Here is a 19,746-nt window from a genome sequence, read left to right on the forward strand (position 1 = left end):
TTCTACACCGCTGCCCCCGGCGGGGTTCCCATTGCGAGCGGACAATCCCCGGGGACCTGAGAGAATGAGTGTCATGGCTCTCGATCGTCCCCGTGTGCTCTCCGGCATCCAGCCCACCGCAGGCTCGTTCCACCTGGGCAACTACCTCGGCGCGGTCCGTCAGTGGGTGGCCCTCCAGGAGTCGCACGACGCCTTCTACATGGTCGTCGACCTGCACGCGATCACCGTGCCGCAGGATCCGGCGGAGCTGCGCGCCAACACCCGTCTGGCCGCCGCCCAGCTGCTCGCCGCCGGGCTCGACCCGGAGCGCTGCACGCTCTTCGTCCAGAGTCACGTGCCCGAACACGCGCAGCTCGGCTGGGTGTTCAACTGCCTCACCGGCTTCGGCGAGGCGTCGCGCATGACGCAGTTCAAGGACAAGTCCGCCAAGCAGGGCGCCGACCGCTCGACCGTGGGCCTGTTCACGTACCCGATCCTCCAGGTCGCGGACATCCTGCTCTACCAGGCGAACGCCGTCCCCGTCGGCGAGGACCAGCGCCAGCACATCGAGCTCACCCGGGACCTCGCGGAGCGCTTCAACGGCCGCTTCGGCGACACCTTCACCATCCCGGCCCCGTACATCGTCAAGGAGACGGCGAAGATCTACGACCTGCAGGATCCGCAGGCGAAGATGAGCAAGTCGGCGGCGTCCCCCAAGGGCCTCATCAACCTTCTGGACGAACCGAAGGCCTCGGCGAAGAAGATCAGGAGCGCGGTCACCGACACCGACACCGTGATCCGCTTCGACGAGCAGGAGAAGCCGGGCATCAGCAACCTGCTGACCATCTACTCCACCCTCACCGGGACCGCGATCCCCGAACTGGAGCAGCGGTACGAGGGCAAGGGATACGGCGCGCTGAAGACCGAGCTCGCGGAGGTCTTCGTGGAGTGGGTCACCCCGTTCCGCGAGCGCACGCAGGAGTACCTCGGCGACCCGGAGAGCCTGGACTCCGTGCTGGCCAAGGGCGCGGAGAAGGCCCGTGCCGTGGCCGCCGAGACCCTGGCGAACGCCTACGAACGGGTCGGTTTCCTGCCCGCCAAGCACTGAACGGGGCATTCCGGCACCCCGTGCCGCGGGTCTTTGGTCCCGCGTGAATGTGACGGACGACGCTCGCGCCCCGAGGCGCGAGCGCGTCACACTTGCTGCGGAGGCGCTGCGCCGCACACCGTGCGTACGATGCCTCCGGCCCGCCCGGGACCGGACGGGGGCGGGCCGGAAAACCGACGGGGCGACGACCGGGGTACGACCGGGAAAGGGGTGAACTCGTGGGAAACCGCATGATCGGCGTGTCCATCGCGGTCCCGGAGCCTTACGGCAGCCTGCTGCAGCAGTGCCGCGCCGACTTCGGCGACCCACTGGCCTACTGCATCCCCACCCACGTCACACTGCTTCCGCCGACCGAGGTGGACATCGCGGTCCTGCCGGCCTTCCGCGAGCATCTGAGCGAGGTCGCGGCCGTCTGCCACGCCTTCCCGATGCGACTGGAGGGCACGGCGAGCTTCCGGCCGCTGACCCCGGTGGTCTTCGTCGAACTCGCCCAGGGCGGCCTGGACTGCGCCGAGCTTCAGGAGCGGGTGCGCTCCGGCCCGGTCCGCCGCGAGCTGCAGTTTCCGTACCACCCGCACGTCACCATCGGCCATGGCATCGCCGACGAGGCGCTGGACCGCGCGCAGATGGAACTCGCCGACTTCACCGCCGCGTGGACGGCCAGCTGCTTCTCCCTGTACGAACAGGACGACGAGGGCGTCTGGCGCCCCCTGCGCGACTACCCCTTCGGAGCCGCCGCCCCCCACCCCCTGCTCCCCCAGCAGCCGGGGGCCTGCGAACCACTCGGTACGGCTTCCGCGCGGGGTACACAGCCCGCGTGAGGACACCGGGCCGGCCGCCGGAGGCCGGCCCGGGGCGGTGGACCCCGTCGGTCCCGCCGGTCCCGCCGACGGGGCACCGGGCCCCGGCTGACCCTCCGTCCGGCGCAACGCGGGGCCTCGCCGCCGCCTGCGCCGGCCCCGTCCCTCGGGGGGCCGACACGGAACGCGTCTTCGAGACGGTCACCGCCGCCACGGCGCCCGCCACCTAGAGTGCAGGAGGTGACGGAGGGCAGGCGCGCGGTATGGAATGGCTGACGAAAATCCCGGTGATCGGTCCGTGGATCGCGCGGCTCATGCGCACCCACGCCTGGCGCACGTACGAGCACCTGGAGAGCGTCCACTGGACCCGGCTCGCCGCCGCCATCACCTTCGTCAGTTTCGTCGCGCTCTTCCCGCTGCTCACCGTCGGTGCGGCCGTCGGCGCGGCACTGCTGTCCCCGTCGCAGCTCAAGCAGCTTCAGGACAAGCTCGCCGAGCAGGTGCCGGGGATCGCCGACAAGCTCAACATCAACGGGCTGGTGGACAACGCGGGCACGGTCGGGGCCATCGCCGCGATCCTGCTGGTCCTCACCGGCGTCAGCTGGGTCGCCGCGCTGCGGGACTGCCTGCGCGCCGTCTGGCACAAGGACGACGAGAACGGCAACCCCTTCCTGGACCGGCTCAAGGACCTCGGCGTCCTGATCGGCCTGGGCGCGGTGGCCCTGCTCTCCGTGGTCTGCTCGACCCTCGCGGGCTCCGCCATCAACCGTCTCGGCGACGCCGTCGGCCTGGACGAGAACGGCCCCGGCCGGGTCCTGCTGTCCGTCGTGGGCTTCTGCGTCGCCGTCCTCATCGACGTCGGCATCCTCGCCTATCTGCTCACCCTGCTGCCGGGCGTCACCCCCGACCGGCGCGACGTCATCGTGGCGAGCCTGATAGGAGCCATCGGCTTCGAGGTACTGAAGCTGCTGATCAGCGGCTACCTGCAGAGCGTCGCCACCAAGAGCATGTACGGGGCCTTCGGCGTGCCCATCGCGCTCCTGCTGTGGATGAACTTCACAGCGAAGCTGCTGCTGTACTGCGCGGCGTGGACGGCCACGCCGCACAGCGCCGAGCTGCGGGCCGCGGCGGAGACCAAGGAGCCGAGTTGAGCGAGATCGCCCTGAACGAGGCCGTCGCCTGCCTCGTCCCCTACACGTTGACCGGGATCGACCGGGACGCCCTCACCGGTGTCTTCGCGTTCGCGACCCGTGAGTCCCTGTCGCCCGGCGCCGTCCTCCAGGCCCACTGCCCGTTCCGGCTGACCCGCGGGGGCGACCTCGTGCTCGGCTCCGAGGACATGCGGTGGCCCCAGGTCCGCGGCACCGACCCGGCGGCCGCCCTCGCGGACTTCACCACGCTCTACGACGAGCACGCACGCAGGCTGTGCGAGCGGCTGGGCCACAGCCCGCTGAACGTGGTGCGCTCGACCCTCGGGGACAGTGGGCGCGTCACGGTGGAGATGGAGGACGCCCACGTCCTGGAAATCCTCCCGGTCACCTCCGAACACGCCGAGTCCTGGCGCGTGTTCTTCCGCGGCGGCGACCACGTCAGCTACCGCGGCGAGTCCTGACCGCGCCCTGACGCGCCGCGCGCCGCGCGCGGTCAGCGCCCGGGCAGGCCCGGCCAGGCGCCGCGGCGGACGAGAGCCAGGGCGAGGGCCGCGATGTTCCAGGAGTCGTGCTCACCGCAGTGGTGACGGCCTTCGAGGGGAAGCCCGGCGATCTGCAGGGCCTCGACCATGCCGGGGCGCTTGGTCAGGCCGTGCGCTTGAGTGAAAAGTGTCTTGACGTTGATGTGCCGGCTGCCGAAGGGGTACGTCGTCCCGGTCGCCCGGCACTGCCGGTTGAACTGGTGCCGGTCGTAGTCGCCCCAACTGGCCCACGCACGCGGGCCGGCCCGGTGCTCGGCCGCCAGGAGCTTGCAGGCGTCGGCGAAGTCGAGACCCCCGTCGACCTCGGCCTGCGTGAGCCCGGTCAACTCGGTGCAGAATTCGCTGACCTGCGACCGAGTGGGCCGTACGAGGATGCGGTGCCGGGCGACGCGCTCGCCCAGGTGAAGGTCCACGACGGTCAGCCCGATCTCGATGATCTCGCTCACCGCGCCCGGCGGCGGCTCGCCGTCCCAGCACGTGGCCTCGACATCGATGACGTTCAGCAGTCCCTCATCACTCTCCATGACGGGAAACAGTACGTCTGTTTCCGGCCACTGGTCACTACTCTTTGCGCAGGTATTTACCACTCTCAGTTCGAACCAGACCGTCTTGCCGATCCCGTACGGACGCGGCCGGACATCCCACGCGTCCGCCAGCGCCTCCACCAGCTCCAGCCCACGCCCCGACTCGCCCTCCGGCGACGCGGCACGGGGACGCGGGTACGCGGTGCTCGCGTCGCACACCTCCACCCGCAGCCGGCCCCCGGCGAGGAGGGCCCGCGCCGCCACCTGGCGGTCGGGCGGCACCCGGGCATGGCGGACGGCATTGGTCATCAGCTCGCTCAGCAGCAGTACGGCGGTCTCCGTGGTCTCCGCCGGCAGACCCCACACCGCGGCCTGCTCGCGCAACCGCGCCCGCGCGAGCCGCACACTGCGCGGCCGGCGGGGAAAGCGCCACTCCGTGGGGGGAGTTGTCTCGTTCATGGCTCCAAAGGTGCAGGTCACCGCGTAGCCTCGGAAGTGACCAGGCGTGTACGGAGGGTGGTTGTACCTCATGGCGAGCGAGACGTCCCCGCCCCCGATGGCATGGCGCTACTGCGGCAACCAGGTCAGGCTCTGGCGCGAACAGGCGGGCGTCTCCCGCGAACAGCTCGCGGACGAGGCGGGCTACGGCTGCGAGACCGTGCGCTCCATGGAACTCGGCCGGCGTCGCCCCACGATCCGGCTCCTCCAGGTCGCCGACCAGATGTGCGGCGCGGGCGGCAAACTCACGGCGGCGGAAGCCTTCTTGAAGCCGGAGCGGTTCCCTTCGTATTCGCAGGACTTCATGCGGTACGAGGCCGAGGCCATTGCCGTCGGCTGGTACGAGACCCAGTTCGTCCCCGGGTTGCTGCAGACCGAGGAATACGTCCGCGCGTTGCTGGCGTCGCATTGGCCACCCCTGGGTGGGGAGACCATGGAGGAGCGCGTTACGGGACGCCTTGAACGGCAGGCGCTGCTCGCCGAGCAGACCAAGTCGTTCAGCTTCGTTGTCGAGGAAGGTGTCCTGCGCCGCAAGTGGGGTACGACCGAGGCGCGAGTTCGGCAGTTGCGGCACCTTCTGGAGATCGGGGCCCAGCGCAATGTGACGATCCAGATCATGCCGACATCAGGACGTTTCCACCCGGGACTGCAGGGGCCCTTTGTCCTCCTTGAGACCCCTGATCACGACCATCTGGCATACGAGGAGGGGCAGGTGGCGGGTGTACTCCACGCGGACCCGGCGAAGGTCAGCATCTTCATGCGACGTCATGACATGATCGCGCGGCTGGCCCTCAGCCCGGAGGGCTCGGAACGGTTGATCGTTGAGCTGGCGGAGGTGCCATGAGCGGTGAACTGACCTGGTTCAAGTCGAGTTACAGCAACTCGGACGGAGGCGCCTGCGTCGAGGTCGCGTTCGGACCCGGCGCCGTCCTCGTGCGGGACTCCAAGGACAGGGCCGGGGCCCGGCTGACGTTCGCGCCCGACGCGTGGCGCGCGTTCGTCGCGTTCGCGCTCACGCACGGCGCAGGCGGCGCCAGGCGATGAGGCCCATGAGCAGGCCGATGATGACCGGCGTGACGACGAACTGACCGTCGAAGTAGGCGATCTGGAAGAGCGCGGCCCCCGTCATCAGGCCGACGAAGGCGATCGCGGTGACGCCGGTGAGGCGCGGGACGACGAGGCCCACGGCGCCCGCGAGTTCGAGGGCGCCGATGAGGTACATGAACCACGTGCCGTAGCCGATCGTGTCGAAGCTTTCGACGGCCGACGAGTGGGCGATGAGCTTCGGCATGGCGCTGGCGAACGCGAAGAACAGGGCGAGGACGATCTGCAGCGTCCACAGGGCGGCGTTCTCGCGGCGGGCCCGGCGCGGAACGACGGGGGCGGACGCGGGAGCGGGAGCGGTGGCGGTCATCGGGGTCTCCTCCGGTATCGGGTGTACGGGGAGGTGGACCGGTCGACCGCCGCCGACTCATCGGTTCAGCGCAGGAAATGCGCGACGGTGAACCACGTGACGGCCAGGACGACCGCGGTGACCAGGATGAATCCCGCCAGGTACGTCCCGACGACGACCGCTCCCGGGGCGGCGGCCGCCCAGCCGAAGCGTGCGGCGGGAATCCTGGTGCGGAAGGCGGCCCGGACGCAGTAGACGGCGACCGCCAGCCCCATGACGAGTCCGATGACGGACAGAATGCCCATTGGTCTGCTCCCTCTGCTCCCTCGGCGTCCCCGCGTCCCTGTCCCCAGGGTCATGTCCGGGGCGGGGGTCCGTGCACACCTGGGCGGTGGGGGGCGGTCGGAGCGGGGTGGGCGCACGCGCCGCATGAGCGCCGTCGAGCGCCCCCGGGGGAAGCGCGGGAGCCGGAGGAGGGGAGGGCCGGGACGCTAGGACCGGTCGGCGCCGGCCTCGGCGGTGGTGCTCCGCTTCGGCAGCGGCCAGCGCTTGCGGACGAGGAAGGCGACCGCGCCGATGACCAGGGCCGATCCGCCGGTGATGGCGAGGGCGGTCCACATGCCGCCGCCGGAGGTCGTGGCGGCGGACGCGGAGGCGGCCGGGTTTCCGGCCTGGGCGGTGCCGACGGAGGACGGGGACGGCGCGGCCGAGGGCGAGGCGGTGGCGAGGGCCGACTTCGGGGGCACGAGGATGCCGACCGGGGTCACCTTGCCGTCCGCCTTGAAGCCCCAGTCCAGCAACTGCGCGGCTTCCTTGTAGACCATGTTGTGGCCCTCGCCCGGGTGCATGACGGTGACGAGGAGCGTGTGGCCGTCGCGCTGGGCGACGCCGGTGAAGGTGTTGCCGGCCTTGCTGGTGTAGCCGTTCTTGACGCCGGCGATGCCCGGGTACGACGGCAGGTCGTAGTCGCCGGTGAGCAGGCGGTCGGTGTTCTGGATCTCGAAGGTCTCGCGCTTCCTCGTCGCCTTCTTCTTGCCCTTGGCCTTGGTCTTCTTCCACTCGCCGGGGAACTTGGCCCGCACCGTCGAGCAGTAGTCGCGGAAGTCGGCGTTCTGCAGGCCGGAGCGCGCGAAGAGGGTGAGGTCGTAGGCGGAGGAGACCTGGCCCGGCATGTCGTATCCGTCGGGGGATATGACGGTGGTGTCGTCGGCCTGCAGATCCTTGGCCTTGGCCTGCATCTCCAGAACGGTGGCGTCGACACCGCCGTTCATGGCGGACAGCACGTGCACCGCGTCGTTGCCGGAGCGGAGGAAGACGCCCAGCCACAGGTCCTTGACGGTGTAGGTCAGGTTCTCCTTGATGCCGACCAGGCTGCTGCCCGCGCCGACGCCGTCGAAGTCGGAGACCGCGACCTTGTGCGTCTGCGTCTTCTCGAACTTCGGCAGCACGGTGTCCGCGAACAGCATCTTGAGCGTGCTCGCGGGCGGCAGCTTCCAGTGCGCGTTGTGCGCGGCGAGGACCTGGCCGGACTCGGCGTCCGAGACTATCCAGGAGCGGGCGGTGAGCTTCTTCGGCAGTGCCGGGGCGCCGCCGAGGGGGCTGACCTGGGTGCCGGGTGCTCCCAGCCGTTCGCCGCCCACCGTCGACATGCCCGCGGGCGGGGTCGGGGTGGGGGTTGGCGACGGGCTCTTCGCGTGCGCGACGGGGGCGGTCGCCAGGGCCGCGCCGCAGGACAGCGCGAAGGCGGACACGACCAGGGCAGGGCGGCGCGCGGAACGGCGGGAGGAGTTGGGCACGGTGAGAAACTACAGGGCGCGGGTGACGTGGCGGCAGCCGCGGGGGCGGATCCTGGCCGTGACCGTTCCCACGCCTTCGGGGTGCAACCATCCATCACGCGCGGCCGTCTTGTGCGGTACCGAGGTGCGCCTTCCGGCGGGGCGGGTGGGCGACGACGGGCGGCGAAGGCCGAGGTCCAAAAGGGTCACAACGGGACGAAGTTCGATGTTCCGGGCCGAATGGAAGCCTTGATGGGCCCCGGCGCAGGGACCCGCGCGAAGGCCCGCATACTGGTCGTATGAAGCTCAGCCGCCCCGTTTCCTGGTTCCTGGCCGCCTTCGGGGTGTGGAGCTGGATCGTCTGGACGACGTTCGTCAAGAACCTGTGGAAGGACGCGAGCGGGCTCGCGTTCGAGGGCGGTGACCACGGCTCGCCGACCACGTACTTCTGGGTTCACCTGACCCTCGCGATCACCTCGCTCGCGCTCGGCACCGCGATCGGCGTGATCGGGGTCCGCGGATTGCGGGCGCTGCGCCGCGCGCGGTGATCTCGTCGCGACTCCGACCGGGCTGGTGCTGCCGGTGGTGCCGGTGGTTCCGGCGGTGGCCGGCTTCCGGGCGCCGCCGCGTGACGGCGCAGCGCCCGGTGCCGGGTGCGGGTGTGGCTGCAGGGGCTACGGGCTACGCCCCGCGGTGTCCGGCGGATCCGGCCGCGGCCGCGGATCCGGTCGTGGCCTCCGCCTCGGCGAACGGCACGGTCGAGCGGAAGACCGGACCGGATTTGGCCATCGTGGCGGCCTGCCCCGCGGTCACCACGAGCAGGGCGGCCAGGGCGGCCGACTCCCCGAGCGCGGTCCAGTGGGCCTGGAGCATCGACAGGTGCGCCAGGAGAAGCAGGATCATCCCGCGCCCGACGATGGCGATCGCGGAGATCAGCGCCTCCTCCCGCCGGTGACCGGTCTCGGTCGCCAGGGCACGCAGCAGCCACAGGGCCCCGGCCAGGCACAGGCCGGTGCTGACGGCGTACGCGGGTCCGGGGCGGGCGGCCACGATCAGCACCGCCGTACCGGCCGCCCAGCAGCAGGCGCTGAAGAGGCAGGTCGCACGGCGTCCGTGACGCACCAGGAAGGTCCGCTTCCCGAACAGCGCGTCACCTCGGACGTCGCGGAAGTCCTTGAGCAGGATCCGTCCGATGAACCCGGTGTACAGGCCCGCCAGCAGCAGCAGGTCGGCGGGCCGCACCGAGTGGCGGGCGGCGATCACGCCCACCAGGTAGGGCACGGCGACGTAGCAGGCAGGCAGCACGAGCGCCGCGACCGCGCCCCGGTCCGCCAGGCGCACCGGGCGCAGTGAATACCCGGCGCTGACCGCGAGGCCGGCCGCGGTGACCGCGGCGGCCCGGGGATCGAGGGCGAGGCTCGCGCCGAGGGCCACGGCGCCCGACGTGGCCGCCACCACGACCATGTCCCGTGCCGCGGCGCTGCCCGTCACCAGCGGCCGTCCCGCCGCACCCGGGAGATTGACCCGGTCGATGGCCACGTCGGCCAGGTCGTTGCAGGCCACCGAGAACAGCAGGAAGCCGATGACCGCGGTGAGCGATCCGGCCAGCAGCGCGGGGTCCTGGCCGTGGCCGGCCCGGCTCAGGCCGACCGCCGTGTAGAGCGCCAGGAGCAGGGCCACGGGGGGCCTGCTCAGCAGCACCAACAGACGCAGACGTGCCCTCATTTGTTGCTCCCCCAGTTGGAGAGTGCGACGGAGAAGAGGACGAGCCCGGCGACGACCACGAGTCCCGCGATCGCCAGGACGACCGCCAGGACGACACCCACGACGGCCCATGGCGACCTTCGGGTCCGGCGGGGCGGCGGATCGTGCGACAGGTCGGTTGACGGCGAATCAGGCATGGTCGGCCCCTCGTTGAGTGCTGCTCCCGACGCCTCGATTATGGGGACCGCGCGATCCCGGGCCATGAGTACGGATACTCAGGTTCCCCGCGGTACGGAGACGGCCGGTAGCACGATCGGGTCCCTCACCTCGCCCGGTGTTCGAGTTTGGCCTGAAAGTGCCCACCGGGAGCGGCAATTCCGGCGTCCGGGGCTTCGGCGGGCCCGAATCCGGAAATGCATGCCGCAACGGTAAGGGGGAGGTTCGCTCATGGGGAGGGTGACCTGATGAGGCGCAGCACGTTCCGGCTGCCCAGACATCCCACGTCGGTAGGACTGGCCCGGCACCGGGTCCGCGACCACCTGGTGGGATGGGAGCGGGAGAACGAGACGGTGGAGTCGGTGGTGCTCGTCGTGTCGGAGCTGGCCACCAATGCCGTACGCCACAGCCCGCTGCTGGAGCGGGAGTTCGAGGTGGCGGTGACGGTCGAGGCGGACGGCTCCTGCGTCGTGGAGGTGTCCGACGGCGCCGCGCACGTGCGCCCGGTGCCCCGCGAGGCCGCCGACGGCGACGAGTCGGGACGGGGCCTGCGCCTGGTCGAGGCGCTGTCGCGGAACTGGGGCGTGCGCGAGCGCGGCCGGGACGGCAAGACCGTGTGGGCGGTGCTGGCCTCCGCTTAGGGCAAGGCCCCTTGAGGCCTGGCCCCGCAGGTCTAGCGCTCGAAGAGGAATTCCTTGAGCAGTTCGCGGACCTCGCGCACGATCGGCCGCAGCAGCCGGTAACGGGAGAGCTTGAGGATGCGCGCGCCGAGCGGGGCGGTGCGGGCCACCAGACGGCGGGTGCGCTCGCAGTCGGGGGAGTGGTCGAAGACCCAGTAGACGACGATGCCCATCTGGTACATCCACATCAGCTCGGGGAGCACCTCGGCCAGCTCGGCGTCGAGCTTGATGTCGGAGCCGGAGAGCACGCGTTCGTGGATGGAGATCGCCGCGTCGCGGGCCGGGTGCGACTCGGGCGAGAACGGGCTGAGCGGACTGGCAGGGTCGGCGGCGTTCTTGAAGAACTGCGCCGCGAACTGGTGGTAGGGGCGCGCGACATCGAGCCAGGCGTTCATGACCGTGAGCAGCCGGCCGGCCAGGTCCTTGTCGCCGCCGCCGGCCAGCACCCCCTGGACCGCGGCCTCGTGGTCGGCGGCGAGCCGGTCGTAGAAGCCCTGGACGAGGTGTTCCTTGCCGGCGAAGTAGTAGTAGGCGTTGCCGACCGAGACCCCGGCCTCGTTGGCGATGGCCCGCATCGTCGTCTTGTCGTAGCCGCGTTCCTCGAAGAGCCGCAGGGCGGTCTCCAGGATCAGGGCCCGGGTCTGCTCGCTCTTGGCGGTGCGCGGGGTCCCGGTCGTCCTGTCAGGGGGTGCTTCGTCCACGGTCGAGAGCCTAACGGGGAGGTGCGCAGCCACCCGCACAGGCGCCGGGCGGGGCAGCGGAGTCAGGGGCGGCGGAGTCCGGTGCGGCGGGGGCGCCGGTGAACGTCCAGCCGTCCTTGGCGTCGTACGTCCAGCCGTCGGCGGTCCCGTAGACCCGCCCGCCCCAGCCCGGGGCGGCCGCCCCGCGGTTCCACTGGGACTCGCGGTAGCGGGCGGCCATGAGCACGGCGGCCCGGGCGAGCGGGGCGCCGGCGCGGGTGCTGAGGCGGTGCGCGGCGGGCCGGTACTCCGACAGCGCCCACAGGCAGACCAGCCAGGCGGCGTCACCGCTGTAGACCTGGCCGGAGTCGCCGATGACGGTGATCTCGCGCAGCGTCGAGGCGTGGTCCAGCCGCGGGAAGCGCCGCCGTGCCTCCTCGGAGCCGACCGGGATCGTCTCCAGCGGTACGAGCTGCCGCTGACGGGAGAGCCAGCCGCGGACGAAGGAGCACAGGTGGCAGTCGGGGTCGTACAGGACGGTCAGCCGGCGGACCGGCACCGGGGCCGCCGTGGCGGCCCCGGTCGCTGGGGTGCGGTCCATCACCGTCACATCCCGGGGACGGCCGGGGGCGTCCAGCCCTGCGGCGCGACCGGCGGGATCTGCTCGCGGTCCATCACCCCGCGACGGCGGATCTTGTTCAGGACGTAGACGTTGCACAGGTGCAGCACGCCCAGCACCAGCAGGACGACGCCGAGCTTGACCGACAGTGCCTCGAAGAGACCGCGGGCGTTCTCGACCGCGTCGGCGTTCTTCAGGTAGAGGGCGACGAAGCCCAGGTTGACGAGGTAGAAGCCGACCACCAGGAGGTGGTTGACGGCATCGGCGAGCTTCTCGTTGCCGTGCAGCACGTCTTCGAGGAAGACCTTGCCCGCCTTGCTGAGCGTCCGGGCCACCCACACGGTCAGCGCGACGCTGACCAGCAGGTAGATGACATATGCGACGACCGTGAGGTCCATGGTCCCACCCTTGTTTGAACGTGTTCAAAACCCGTTGCGGGACTGACTGTAGACCTGTTTTTGAACACGTTCAAGTTGCTTGCGGGCCGGGCTTTCCGGCGCTTCCGGTGGTTCCGGCGGGTGTGGATGTGGATGCGGCGGGTTCGCCGGGTGCGGACGCGCCGACCTCGCGCACGCCCGGCACCGCGGCCGTCGCCACGCAGGCGATGGCCACCAGCGCCGCGCACGCCCCGAGCGGCGCCGCACTGCCCCACGCGGCCGCGGCCGGTGGCGCCAGCGCGTAGCCGACCGGCGTCGCGGCGAGCGACAGCAGCCAGTCGTACGAGGTGACCCGGGCCAGCGCCCCGGGCGGCACCTGCTGCTGGACGACGGTCTCCCAGACCGGGTTCAGGAAGCCGAGCGCGCCCATCGCGAGACCGTAGGCCGCGATCAGCAGCGGCGCGGGGGCGGCCACGGCGAGCAGGGCGAGCGGCAGCGCGTACGTCGCCAGCCCGAGGTTGGCGACCAGCACGGGCCGGCGGGGGCGCAGCCGGGCGGCCGGGAGTGAGCCGAGGACGAGGCCGATCGCGCCCGCCTCCAGCACCCAGAACCAGACGCCCTCGCCGCCGAGCCGGCTGATCACGACGGCCGGGCCGAGCGTGGTGAGCACGGCGGCCGCGCCGTTCCATGTGCCGTGCGCCACCAGGCTCGTCCAGTACCAGTCGCGGGAGCGGACCTCCCTCCAGCCCTCCTTGAGGTCCGTGAGCACCGACGCCTGCGGCAGGGGGACGCGCTCGATCCGCACCGCGGCGAGCAGGGCCGCGCTCACCGCGAACGACGCCGCGTCCAGTACGAAGGCCGGACCCGGCCCGGCGGCCCAGATCAGCGCCGCCGCCAGTCCCGGCCCGCACAGCCGGGTGGCGCTGTTCGCCATGCCCATCAGCGCGTTGGCCCTGCGGCGGGCCTCTCCGTCGGCGGACGCGGGCACGGTGCCGGCCACGAGCGGCGACTGCGCCGGCATCGCGAACGCCGAGGCGGCGCCGCCGACCGCCTCGGCGACGGCGATGTGCAGCAGGGCCGGGCTCCCGCCGAGGACGCCGAGCAACTCGGCCCCGACCGCGAGTTGGGCGACGCAGCGCACGAGGTCGGTGGTGAGCGCCACCCGGCGGGCGTCGAAGCGGTCGGCGATCACGCCGCCCAGGGGCAGGAGCAGCAGTCGCGGCACGGTCGCGCAGCCCAGGACGAACGCGAGGGCGGAGACGTCGGCGGTCACCCGGGTCACGGCGATGACCAGCGCGGCGGGCACGACCCCGTCGCCGAGCAGGGAGAGCACGCGGCCGGTGAACAGCAGGCGGAAGGCGCGGAGCCGGAGCGGGTGCGTCTTGGGCGTGGGGTGCCTCGGGTGCCTCGGATGCGTCGGTGTCATGGCGACGCAATGTATTTCGGTACCGAATGATTCGCCACCGAAATTTATGGTGCCGTAGGATTCCGGCCATGACAGCCGAGCCACCGCGCACGACCGGGACGGAACGGGACTGGACCGACGGCCATGTGGAGCGCTGGCTGCCCGTCCTGCCCGGCCTGGATCCCGACATCGAGGGCGCCGTCACGCGCATGAAGCTGGTCACCAGGCATCTGCGCAAGGTCCGCGAGCAGTCGCTGGCCGACTACGACCTGCAGTGGCACGAGTTCCACACCCTGCACGCCCTCGCCGGGCGCGGCGGCCGTGCCGCCCCCTCCGAACTCGCCGCCGACCTCGGCCTCGCCCCCGCCTCCGTCACCGGGCGGGTGGACGGCCTCGAACGCCGGGGCCACGTCCGCCGTACGCACTCCACCACCGACCGCCGCCGCATCGACGTCGAGCTCACCGACGAGGGCCGCGCCGCCTGGCTCGGCGCCATGGACGTGCTGGGCCACGAGGAGTACCGGCTGCTCGGGACCCTCGACGCGGATGAGCGCAGGCTGCTGTCCGACCTGCTGCGCCGCGTGATGGCCGTGGCCGAGGGGGGCGGTGACGAGGCGGGCGGTGTCGGGGCGGGCGGTGACGAGGCGGGCGGTACCGGGGCGAAATGAGCGGGAGCGGCCGCCCCGTACATGTCGTACACGCCATCGCCATATCCTGACCCGGGAGTCTGTGCGGAATATGTCGCCGCCCACCCCTGACGCTCGGCTGAACCGCCGAGTAGTTTTGCCTTTCACGCCACCTTCGCCGGCATATCGCTCGGGGGCAGCATGTACCACGATGACCGCTACCGGACGCTGACCCGTCCGGTCATCCCGGCTTTCCCCGTCACCACCCGCACGTACCTCGCCACACCCTCCGGCGAACTGCGCCGCCCCGGCCGGGTCTGGCTCCTGGGCACCGCGACCCTCGGCGTGTACTGGCTGATCTGGTACTACCGCGCCAACCGGGAGCTGCGCGACTTCGACCCCGGCATCAAGGTCCGTCCCGCCCTCGCCGTCCTCGCGGTCTCCCTCGGCGCCCTCCTGCTGGTGCCCGCCGCGATCTCGCTCTACAACACCGGCTGCCGCATCGCCCGCGCCCAGCGCCGCGCGTGCCTGGCCGGCACGGTCTCCGGCTTCAAGGGCGTCCTCCTCGTGCCGGCCCTCGGTCTGACGCCGTTCTACTACCAGGAACAGCTCAACCGGGTGTGGGTCGCCCGCAACTAGCCGGGCCGGGGCCGGGGCCGGGGTCGGCCCCGGCGCCGCTCGTCACGAGGGGCGCCGCCGTCGCCCGCCGGTCCGTTCCGAGGGTCGTTCGCCCGTCCGTTCGGCGGTTCGTTCCGGGGGCGTCCGGGCGCCGGTCCGTGCGGCGGTACGTGACCCGGCCCGTGGAGCGGCCTGGGTGCCGCCGCCCGGGCGCCGGCGCCGGTCGCCCTCCGCCGCGTACTTGGGCCGCGGGCGCCGGCGGATCGCCAGGATGAAGGCCGCGACCAGCGCCACCAGCCCCGCCCCCGCCCCCGGGCCGAACCACCCGGAGCCCTTCGCCGTCGTGCTCGCGGACACCTCGCCGTCGCCGCCGGCCCGCGCCCGCGGGGACGTCTTCAGCTCGCTGAGCGGCGGCACCAGCGCCCCCACGGGCGTCACGCGGCCCATCGCGCCGAAGCCCCAGTCCAGCAGTGCCGCGGCCTCCTTGTACACCTCGTCGTACCCCGACTCCGGGTGCATCACGGTGACGAGCAGCGTCCTGCCGTCCCGCTCCGCCGCGCCGGTGAAGGTGTTGCCCGCGTTCGTCGTGTAGCCGTTCTTCACGCCGACCACGCCGTCGTAGCGGCCCAGCAGCCGGTTCGTGTTCTGGATCTCGAACGTGCTCCCGTGCTCCCCGGGGAAGTGCGCCACCTGCGTCCGGCAGTAGTCCCGGAAGTCCGGATCGCGCATCCCGGCCCGCGCGATCAGCGTCAGGTCGTACGCCGACGACAACTGCCCCGGCGTGTCGTAGCCGTCCGGGCTCACCACGTGCGTGTCGTTCGCCTGCAGCTCCAGCGCCCGCGCCCGCATCTCCCGGACGGTCTTGGCCACGCCGCCGTTCATCGAGCACAGCACGTGCACCGCGTCGTTCCCCGACCGCAGGAACACCCCGAGCCACAACTGCTCGACGCTGTAGGTGATCCCCGCCTCGATCCCGACCAGGCTGCTTCCCGCTCCTATGTCCGCGAGATCCGCCGCCGTCACCGTGTGCCGCAGCGTCCGGTCGAACTTCGGCAGCACCGTGTCCGCGAACAGCATCTTCAGCGTGCTCGCCGGCGGCATCCTGCGATGCGCGTTGTACGCCGCCAGCACCTCACCCGACCGGGCGTCCGCCACGACCCACGCCAGCGAGTTCGTCTCCGGCAGATCCGGCGCCCCGCCGTCCACCTGGACCCCGGAACGCGCGAGCCGCTCACCGCCGACCACAGGTCTGCCGGCGGCCGCGGCGGAACCGGACGCCAGAAGGGCGGAAGGGAGGGCGGCCGCTGCCAAGCCGAGCGCGCCGCGACGTGAGATGTGGGGGAAGTCGCGCACCCCAGAGACCGTACAAGCGATGCCCCCGCGACGTGGAACAGGGGGCGGGTCCCGGCGGAAAGTGGCACTCGTTCGGAGGGGGAGCGAGCGGCGGGGCCACTGTCAGTCCCCCTCTCTACGCTCGCGGACATGGGGACTGGAACGGTCGTCGGGGAGACGGAGCAGGCCGTTCCCGCGTACGGGCTGAGCGGCTTGGGGCGGGGCGGGTGGCGGCTGGGCGGTGTGAGCGCCGAGCTGGTGGTGCGGGGCGGGAAGGTGGCGGTGGGCTGGCGGGATGCCGCGGGCAGGGCCGTGCGGGGGGTGCCCGCGTGCGTGCGGCGGGAACAGGCGGGGGAGCTGGGGCTGCTGCGGGCCGCCGTGCGCGAGATCGAGGAGGCGCTGGGGGCCCAGGGCGCGCGGCTGGAGCGGGAGTTCCTGCGGCGCCGTCCGTGGGGGTACGGCGACTGGCGGGAGCGGTGCCTCGACCACCCGCTCGTGGGGACGCTCGCCCGGCGCCTGCTGTGGACGGTGGACGGAGTGGCGTGCGCCCACACGGACGGCGCCCTGCGCACGCTGACGGGGGAGCCGGTCGGCGGGGGCGTGGCGGTGGAGCTGTGGCACCCACTGGGGCGGGACCGTGCGGAGATCGACGCCTGGCGGGCCGAGCTGGAGCGGCACGGCATCATGCAGCCCTTCCCGCAGGCCTACCGCGAGGTCTGCGCCGCCGGCCCCCTCACCGGGCGGCTTCTGCGCGAGGACCGGTTCCACGCCTGGGCCGGCGCCCTCGGGTGGCGGTACACGCCGGGCGACGGTGGCCATGCCCTGGCCTTGGCCACGCGCGACCTGCCGCACTGGGGCGTGCGCGCAGAACTGCCGGTCGAGGCCGTGCGCTACGCGGGCGGCCGGGCCCTGGCCCTCGGCGCGCTGCGGTGGCATCCGCTCGGGACCGCCGGCGTTCCGCCGCTCGTCGCCGGCGAAGTCGCGCGTGATCTCGGCCTGCTCGTGGACGCCGCCGGTATCGGCCGGGTCGCCGCCCCTCCCGGTGGCCGTGACCGCGCCCTCTGGGCTTCCTGCGCCTTCGGGGAGCTCACCCCCGGCGCCCGGACCCGCCGCGACGTGCTGACCCGCATCCTGCCGCGCCTCGCCCTGAGCGACCGCTGCCGCATCGAGGGCCGCTTCCTCCACGTCCGCGGCGTCCGCCACACCTACCGGATCCACCTCGGCTCCGCCCACGTACTCCTGCCCGACGACCGCCACTTGCCCGTCGCCCTGCCCGCCGCCCGTGCCCCGGAGCCGAGTTGGCTGCCGCATGAGGGCGACCGGACGCTGCCGGTGATCCTCGGCAAGGCCGCGCTCCTCGCCCGCGACACCCAGATCACCGACCCGACGATCGTGAGCCGACTGTGACCCGCACACGCACCTTCGACCCCTCGCCCTGGGAGGACCCGGGCCGCATCGACTTCATCGGACGCCTCGCCGCGCAGGCAGAACCGGCCGTTCTCGCCGGCCAACTGCTCCACCGGAGCGAGGGCGAGGGCTACCGGACGGCCGCCGTCCTGCGGGCGATGCCCGAGGAGCGGCGCAAGGCTCTGGCCAGGGTTGTCGTCGAGCGCATCGGTCGCGGCACCCGCGCCGGGGACGCGCGCCGGCAGGGCATGGTGCTGCTGGCCGTGATCTCGCGGGGCTTCCCGGACGCGGCGTGGTGCGAGGAGTGGAACGCCCTCCTGGAGGACCGGGCACGCCGCTGGTACTCCTCGGGCACCAGCGACGAACTGCCCGCCCTCGCCGAGGCCCTGCTCGACGCGGGACGGCCGCTGTCGGGCGAGGTGGTCGGGCTGCTCCGCAGATCCGCGTACGACGGCTGCCTGGACTGGGCCGGCATGCTCCTGGACCGCCTGCCGGAGCCGCCTCTCAACCCCGGTGAACTCTGGTCCGATCGCGCCCTCGCGGAGCTGCCGCAACTCGGCGTGTCATGGCGGCGGTTGATCCCGCATCTGCGCGACGCGAAGCCGGCTCCCAGCGCGCGCTGGGACCGTACGACCGCGGCGGTCCTCGACGGCATCGACCCCGAGGCCGTACGCAGGACCGTCACCCCCTGGCTCGCCCTCGCGACCCACGGCGGCAGCGCCCAGAGCGCCGGCCACGACCCGTGGAACGTCACCGCCGTCAGGGGCCTGGCCTGGCTGCTGTCGTCCCCGGCCCTGCCCCCGCACCCGGAGACGGTCCGCACCCTGGGCGCTCTCGTCGAACGGTCTCCGGTCAAAAGCGTCGTCGCCGGTGCCGGGGTGCGCGCCCTGGCCCGTCTGGAGGGCGGCGCCGGGCAGGCGGAACTGCGCAGGCTCGCCGGGAGTGTGGGCCATACGGTCACCCGCAGGCAGGTCCGGAGCGCGCTGACCGGGTGAACGGCCGAGGGCCCCGTACCCGGTTCACCGGGTGCGGGGCCCTCGGGCGGACCTGGGGAGGCGGGATCAGAAGCGACGCGTGATGAGCGCGCGCTTCACCTCCTGGATGGCCTTGGTGACCTCGATGCCACGCGGGCAGGCGTCGGTGCAGTTGAACGTGGTGCGGCAGCGCCACACGCCGTCCTTGTCGTTCAGCACCTCAAGACGCTGCTCGGCCGCCTCGTCACGCGAGTCGAAGATGAAGCGGTGGGCGTTGACGATGGCCGCCGGCCCGAAGTACTGGCCGTCGTTCCAGAACACCGGGCAGGACGACGTGCACGCGGCGCACAGGATGCACTTGGTGGTGTCGTCGAAGCGCGCGCGGTCCTCGGCGGACTGCAGGCGCTCGCGGGTCGGCTCGTTGCCCTTGGTGATCAGGAAGGGCATGACGTCACGGTAGGCCTGGAAGAACGGGTCCATGTCCACGACCAGGTCCTTCAGCACCGTCAGGCCCTTGATGGGCTCGACCGTGATGGGCTTCTCCGGGTTGATGTCCTTGATCAGGGTCTTGCAGGCCAGGCGGTTGCGGCCGTTGATGCGCATGGCGTCGGAGCCGCAGATGCCGTGGGCGCAGGAGCGACGGAACGTCAGCGTGCCGTCCATGTCCCACTTGATCTTGTGGAGGCCGTCGAGGACCCGCTCCTTGGGGTCGATCTCGAGCTGGAAGTCCTGCCACGTGGGCTCCGCGGAGACCTCCGGGTTGAACCGGCGGATCCGGAAGGTGACGGTGATGTAGGGCGAGGCCTGGGCCTCGGCCTCGACCTTGTCGAGGGTCGCGGTGCTCATCAGTACTTACGCTCCATGGGCTGGTAGCGGGTCTGCACGACCGGCTTGTAGTCGAGACGGATCGCTTCGGTGCCGTTGGCACCCACTTCGCGGTACGCCATCGTGTGCCGCATGAAGTTGACGTCGTCGCGGTTCGGGTAGTCCTCGCGGTAGTGGCCGCCGCGGGACTCCTTGCGGGCCAGGGCGGAGACCGCCATGACCTCGGCGAGGTCGAGCAGGTTGCCGAGCTCGATGGCCTCCAGCAGGTCGGTGTTGAAGCGCCGGCCCTTGTCCTGGATCGAGACGTTCTTGTACCGCGCGCGCAGCTCGCCGATCTTCTCGACCGCGGTCTTGATGGTCTGCTCGGTGCGGAAGACCATGACGTTGGCGTCCATGGTCTCCTGCAGCTCCTTGCGGAGCGTCGCGACCCGCTCGTTGCCGGTGGAGGCGCGCAGCGTCTCGACCTGGCTCTCGACCAGCTGGGCCGGGTTCTCGGGGAGCTCGACGTGGTCG

Annotated in this window: 24 protein-coding genes and 2 pseudogenes; 12 read left to right on the plus strand and 14 right to left on the minus strand. The window is 72.0% G+C overall.

The genetic code is table 11. The annotated features are described in order from the left end of the window. Nucleotides 1–73 precede the first annotated feature (73 nt). From trpS to ACFWVC_RS30875, 4 genes are all read left to right on the plus strand, one after another. On the plus strand, nt 74–1,087 hold the full coding sequence (gene trpS, locus ACFWVC_RS30860) for a tryptophan--tRNA ligase (RefSeq protein ID WP_384294784.1): 1,014 nt from the start codon (nt 74–76) through the stop codon (nt 1,085–1,087). Between the two features lie 218 nt (nt 1,088–1,305). Continuing rightward, nucleotides 1,306–1,908 (plus strand): 2'-5' RNA ligase family protein, encoded by a 603-nt coding sequence (locus ACFWVC_RS30865; protein WP_384294787.1) that lies wholly within the window; start codon nt 1,306–1,308, stop codon nt 1,906–1,908. Nucleotides 1,909–2,150: 242 nt separating this feature from the next. After that, entirely contained in the window at nt 2,151–3,038 is an 888-nt protein-coding gene (locus tag ACFWVC_RS30870) for a YihY/virulence factor BrkB family protein (RefSeq protein WP_384294791.1), read from the plus strand. Then, entirely contained in the window at nt 3,035–3,499 is a 465-nt protein-coding gene (locus ACFWVC_RS30875; protein ID WP_384294793.1) for a hypothetical protein, read from the plus strand. Before ACFWVC_RS30870 ends, ACFWVC_RS30875 begins: the two co-directional genes overlap by 4 nt. Nucleotides 3,500–3,531: 32 nt before the next feature. Here ACFWVC_RS30875 and ACFWVC_RS30880 read toward each other — a convergent pair whose 3' ends face one another. Next, a complete protein-coding gene (locus ACFWVC_RS30880; RefSeq protein WP_384294856.1) occupies nt 3,532–4,104 on the minus strand; it encodes an exonuclease domain-containing protein in 573 nt (190 codons plus the stop codon). Nucleotides 4,105–4,191: 87 nt separating this feature from the next. Further along, nucleotides 4,192–4,635, minus strand: a pseudogene (locus ACFWVC_RS30885) (ATP-binding protein); the annotation flags it as partial. Between ACFWVC_RS30885 and ACFWVC_RS30890 the strand changes: the two are divergent. Continuing rightward, nucleotides 4,634–5,446, plus strand: a complete 813-nt coding sequence (locus tag ACFWVC_RS30890) for a Scr1 family TA system antitoxin-like transcriptional regulator (RefSeq protein ID WP_384294797.1) — start codon at nt 4,634–4,636, stop codon at nt 5,444–5,446. The pseudogene ACFWVC_RS30885 and the gene ACFWVC_RS30890 overlap by 2 nt on opposite strands. After that, nucleotides 5,443–5,646: a DUF397 domain-containing protein gene (locus tag ACFWVC_RS30895; RefSeq protein ID WP_384294801.1), complete on the plus strand. Its 204-nt coding sequence runs from the start codon at nt 5,443–5,445 to the stop codon at nt 5,644–5,646. The genes ACFWVC_RS30890 and ACFWVC_RS30895 overlap by 4 nt, the downstream gene beginning before the upstream one ends. Here the strand turns inward: ACFWVC_RS30895 and ACFWVC_RS30900 are convergent. The 3 genes from ACFWVC_RS30900 to ACFWVC_RS30910 form a co-directional block, all read right to left on the minus strand. Continuing rightward, nucleotides 5,615–6,016: a DoxX family protein gene (locus ACFWVC_RS30900; protein ID WP_384294807.1), complete on the minus strand. Its 402-nt coding sequence runs from the start codon at nt 6,014–6,016 to the stop codon at nt 5,615–5,617. The two genes, ACFWVC_RS30895 and ACFWVC_RS30900, sit on opposite strands and share 32 nt — an antisense overlap. Before the next feature lie 65 nt (nt 6,017–6,081). Next, nucleotides 6,082–6,300, minus strand: a complete 219-nt coding sequence (locus tag ACFWVC_RS30905; protein WP_384294810.1) for a hypothetical protein — start codon at nt 6,298–6,300, stop codon at nt 6,082–6,084. A gap of 186 nt (nt 6,301–6,486) precedes the next feature. Further along, on the minus strand, nt 6,487–7,791 hold the full coding sequence (locus ACFWVC_RS30910; RefSeq protein ID WP_384294814.1) for a D-alanyl-D-alanine carboxypeptidase family protein: 1,305 nt from the start codon (nt 7,789–7,791) through the stop codon (nt 6,487–6,489). Nucleotides 7,792–8,069: 278 nt separating this feature from the next. On the opposite strand from ACFWVC_RS30910, the gene ACFWVC_RS30915 reads away from it, so the two are divergent. Next, nucleotides 8,070–8,318, plus strand: a complete 249-nt coding sequence (locus tag ACFWVC_RS30915) for an SCO4848 family membrane protein (RefSeq protein WP_384294817.1) — start codon at nt 8,070–8,072, stop codon at nt 8,316–8,318. Between the two features lie 133 nt (nt 8,319–8,451). On the opposite strand, the gene ACFWVC_RS30920 is transcribed toward ACFWVC_RS30915, so the two are convergent. Continuing rightward, the gene (locus tag ACFWVC_RS30920) at nt 8,452–9,495 is read right to left on the minus strand and encodes a UbiA prenyltransferase family protein (protein ID WP_384294821.1); all 1,044 of its coding nucleotides are present in this window, start codon (nt 9,493–9,495) and stop codon (nt 8,452–8,454) included. Further along, complete coding sequence (locus tag ACFWVC_RS30925) at nt 9,492–9,671, minus strand: hypothetical protein (RefSeq protein ID WP_384294823.1); 180 nt, start codon at nt 9,669–9,671, stop codon at nt 9,492–9,494. Before ACFWVC_RS30925 ends, ACFWVC_RS30920 begins: the two co-directional genes overlap by 4 nt. Nucleotides 9,672–9,935: 264 nt before the next feature. On the opposite strand from ACFWVC_RS30925, the gene ACFWVC_RS30930 reads away from it, so the two are divergent. Then, nucleotides 9,936–10,331, plus strand: coding sequence for an ATP-binding protein (locus tag ACFWVC_RS30930; RefSeq protein WP_384294861.1), 396 nt, complete (start codon nt 9,936–9,938; stop codon nt 10,329–10,331). 32 nt (nt 10,332–10,363) lie between these two features. On the opposite strand, the gene ACFWVC_RS30935 is transcribed toward ACFWVC_RS30930, so the two are convergent. The 4 genes from ACFWVC_RS30935 to ACFWVC_RS30950 all read right to left on the minus strand — a co-directional run bounded on the left by ACFWVC_RS30935 (nt 10,364) and on the right by ACFWVC_RS30950 (nt 13,472). Then, nucleotides 10,364–11,071, minus strand: coding sequence for a TetR/AcrR family transcriptional regulator (locus ACFWVC_RS30935; protein ID WP_384294826.1), 708 nt, complete (start codon nt 11,069–11,071; stop codon nt 10,364–10,366). A gap of 10 nt (nt 11,072–11,081) precedes the next feature. Beyond that, the gene (locus ACFWVC_RS30940) at nt 11,082–11,651 is read right to left on the minus strand and encodes a thiol-disulfide oxidoreductase DCC family protein (RefSeq protein WP_384294829.1); all 570 of its coding nucleotides are present in this window, start codon (nt 11,649–11,651) and stop codon (nt 11,082–11,084) included. Between the two features lie 5 nt (nt 11,652–11,656). Next, nucleotides 11,657–12,067, minus strand: a complete 411-nt coding sequence (locus ACFWVC_RS30945; RefSeq protein ID WP_384294832.1) for a hypothetical protein — start codon at nt 12,065–12,067, stop codon at nt 11,657–11,659. Nucleotides 12,068–12,137: 70 nt separating this feature from the next. Further along, nucleotides 12,138–13,472 (minus strand): MFS transporter, encoded by a 1,335-nt coding sequence (locus ACFWVC_RS30950; RefSeq protein WP_384294835.1) that lies wholly within the window; start codon nt 13,470–13,472, stop codon nt 12,138–12,140. A gap of 68 nt (nt 13,473–13,540) precedes the next feature. Here ACFWVC_RS30950 and ACFWVC_RS30955 point away from each other — a divergent pair, with 68 nt between their 5' ends. Together ACFWVC_RS30955 and ACFWVC_RS30960 are read left to right on the plus strand one after the other, a co-directional pair. After that, nucleotides 13,541–14,119 carry a MarR family winged helix-turn-helix transcriptional regulator gene (locus tag ACFWVC_RS30955; RefSeq protein ID WP_384294837.1) on the plus strand — a complete coding sequence of 193 codons (579 nt, stop codon included), beginning with the start codon at nt 13,541–13,543 and terminating at the stop codon, nt 14,117–14,119. A gap of 159 nt (nt 14,120–14,278) precedes the next feature. Further along, on the plus strand, nt 14,279–14,716 hold the full coding sequence (locus tag ACFWVC_RS30960) for a DUF4234 domain-containing protein (RefSeq protein WP_384294840.1): 438 nt from the start codon (nt 14,279–14,281) through the stop codon (nt 14,714–14,716). 42 nt (nt 14,717–14,758) lie between these two features. Here ACFWVC_RS30960 and ACFWVC_RS30965 read toward each other — a convergent pair whose 3' ends face one another. Further along, nucleotides 14,759–16,048: a D-alanyl-D-alanine carboxypeptidase family protein gene (locus ACFWVC_RS30965; RefSeq protein WP_384294844.1), complete on the minus strand. Its 1,290-nt coding sequence runs from the start codon at nt 16,046–16,048 to the stop codon at nt 14,759–14,761. A gap of 129 nt (nt 16,049–16,177) precedes the next feature. On the opposite strand from ACFWVC_RS30965, the gene ACFWVC_RS30970 reads away from it, so the two are divergent. After that, nucleotides 16,178–17,434 (plus strand): DUF4132 domain-containing protein, encoded by a 1,257-nt coding sequence (locus tag ACFWVC_RS30970; protein WP_384294847.1) that lies wholly within the window; start codon nt 16,178–16,180, stop codon nt 17,432–17,434. Continuing rightward, on the plus strand, nt 17,431–18,429 hold the full coding sequence (locus ACFWVC_RS30975) for a hypothetical protein (RefSeq protein ID WP_384294849.1): 999 nt from the start codon (nt 17,431–17,433) through the stop codon (nt 18,427–18,429). Before ACFWVC_RS30970 ends, ACFWVC_RS30975 begins: the two co-directional genes overlap by 4 nt. Nucleotides 18,430–18,495: 66 nt before the next feature. On the opposite strand, the gene ACFWVC_RS30980 is transcribed toward ACFWVC_RS30975, so the two are convergent. After that, nucleotides 18,496–19,254: a succinate dehydrogenase iron-sulfur subunit gene (locus ACFWVC_RS30980; RefSeq protein ID WP_384294852.1), complete on the minus strand. Its 759-nt coding sequence runs from the start codon at nt 19,252–19,254 to the stop codon at nt 18,496–18,498. After that, nucleotides 19,254–19,746: pseudogene (locus tag ACFWVC_RS30985) on the minus strand (succinate dehydrogenase/fumarate reductase flavoprotein subunit); the annotation flags it as partial. The pseudogene ACFWVC_RS30985 and the gene ACFWVC_RS30980, both read right to left, overlap by 1 nt.

The sequence above is a fragment of the Streptomyces sp. NPDC058691 genome (assembly GCF_042714775.1).
Lineage (GTDB): Bacteria > Actinomycetota > Actinomycetes > Streptomycetales > Streptomycetaceae > Actinacidiphila.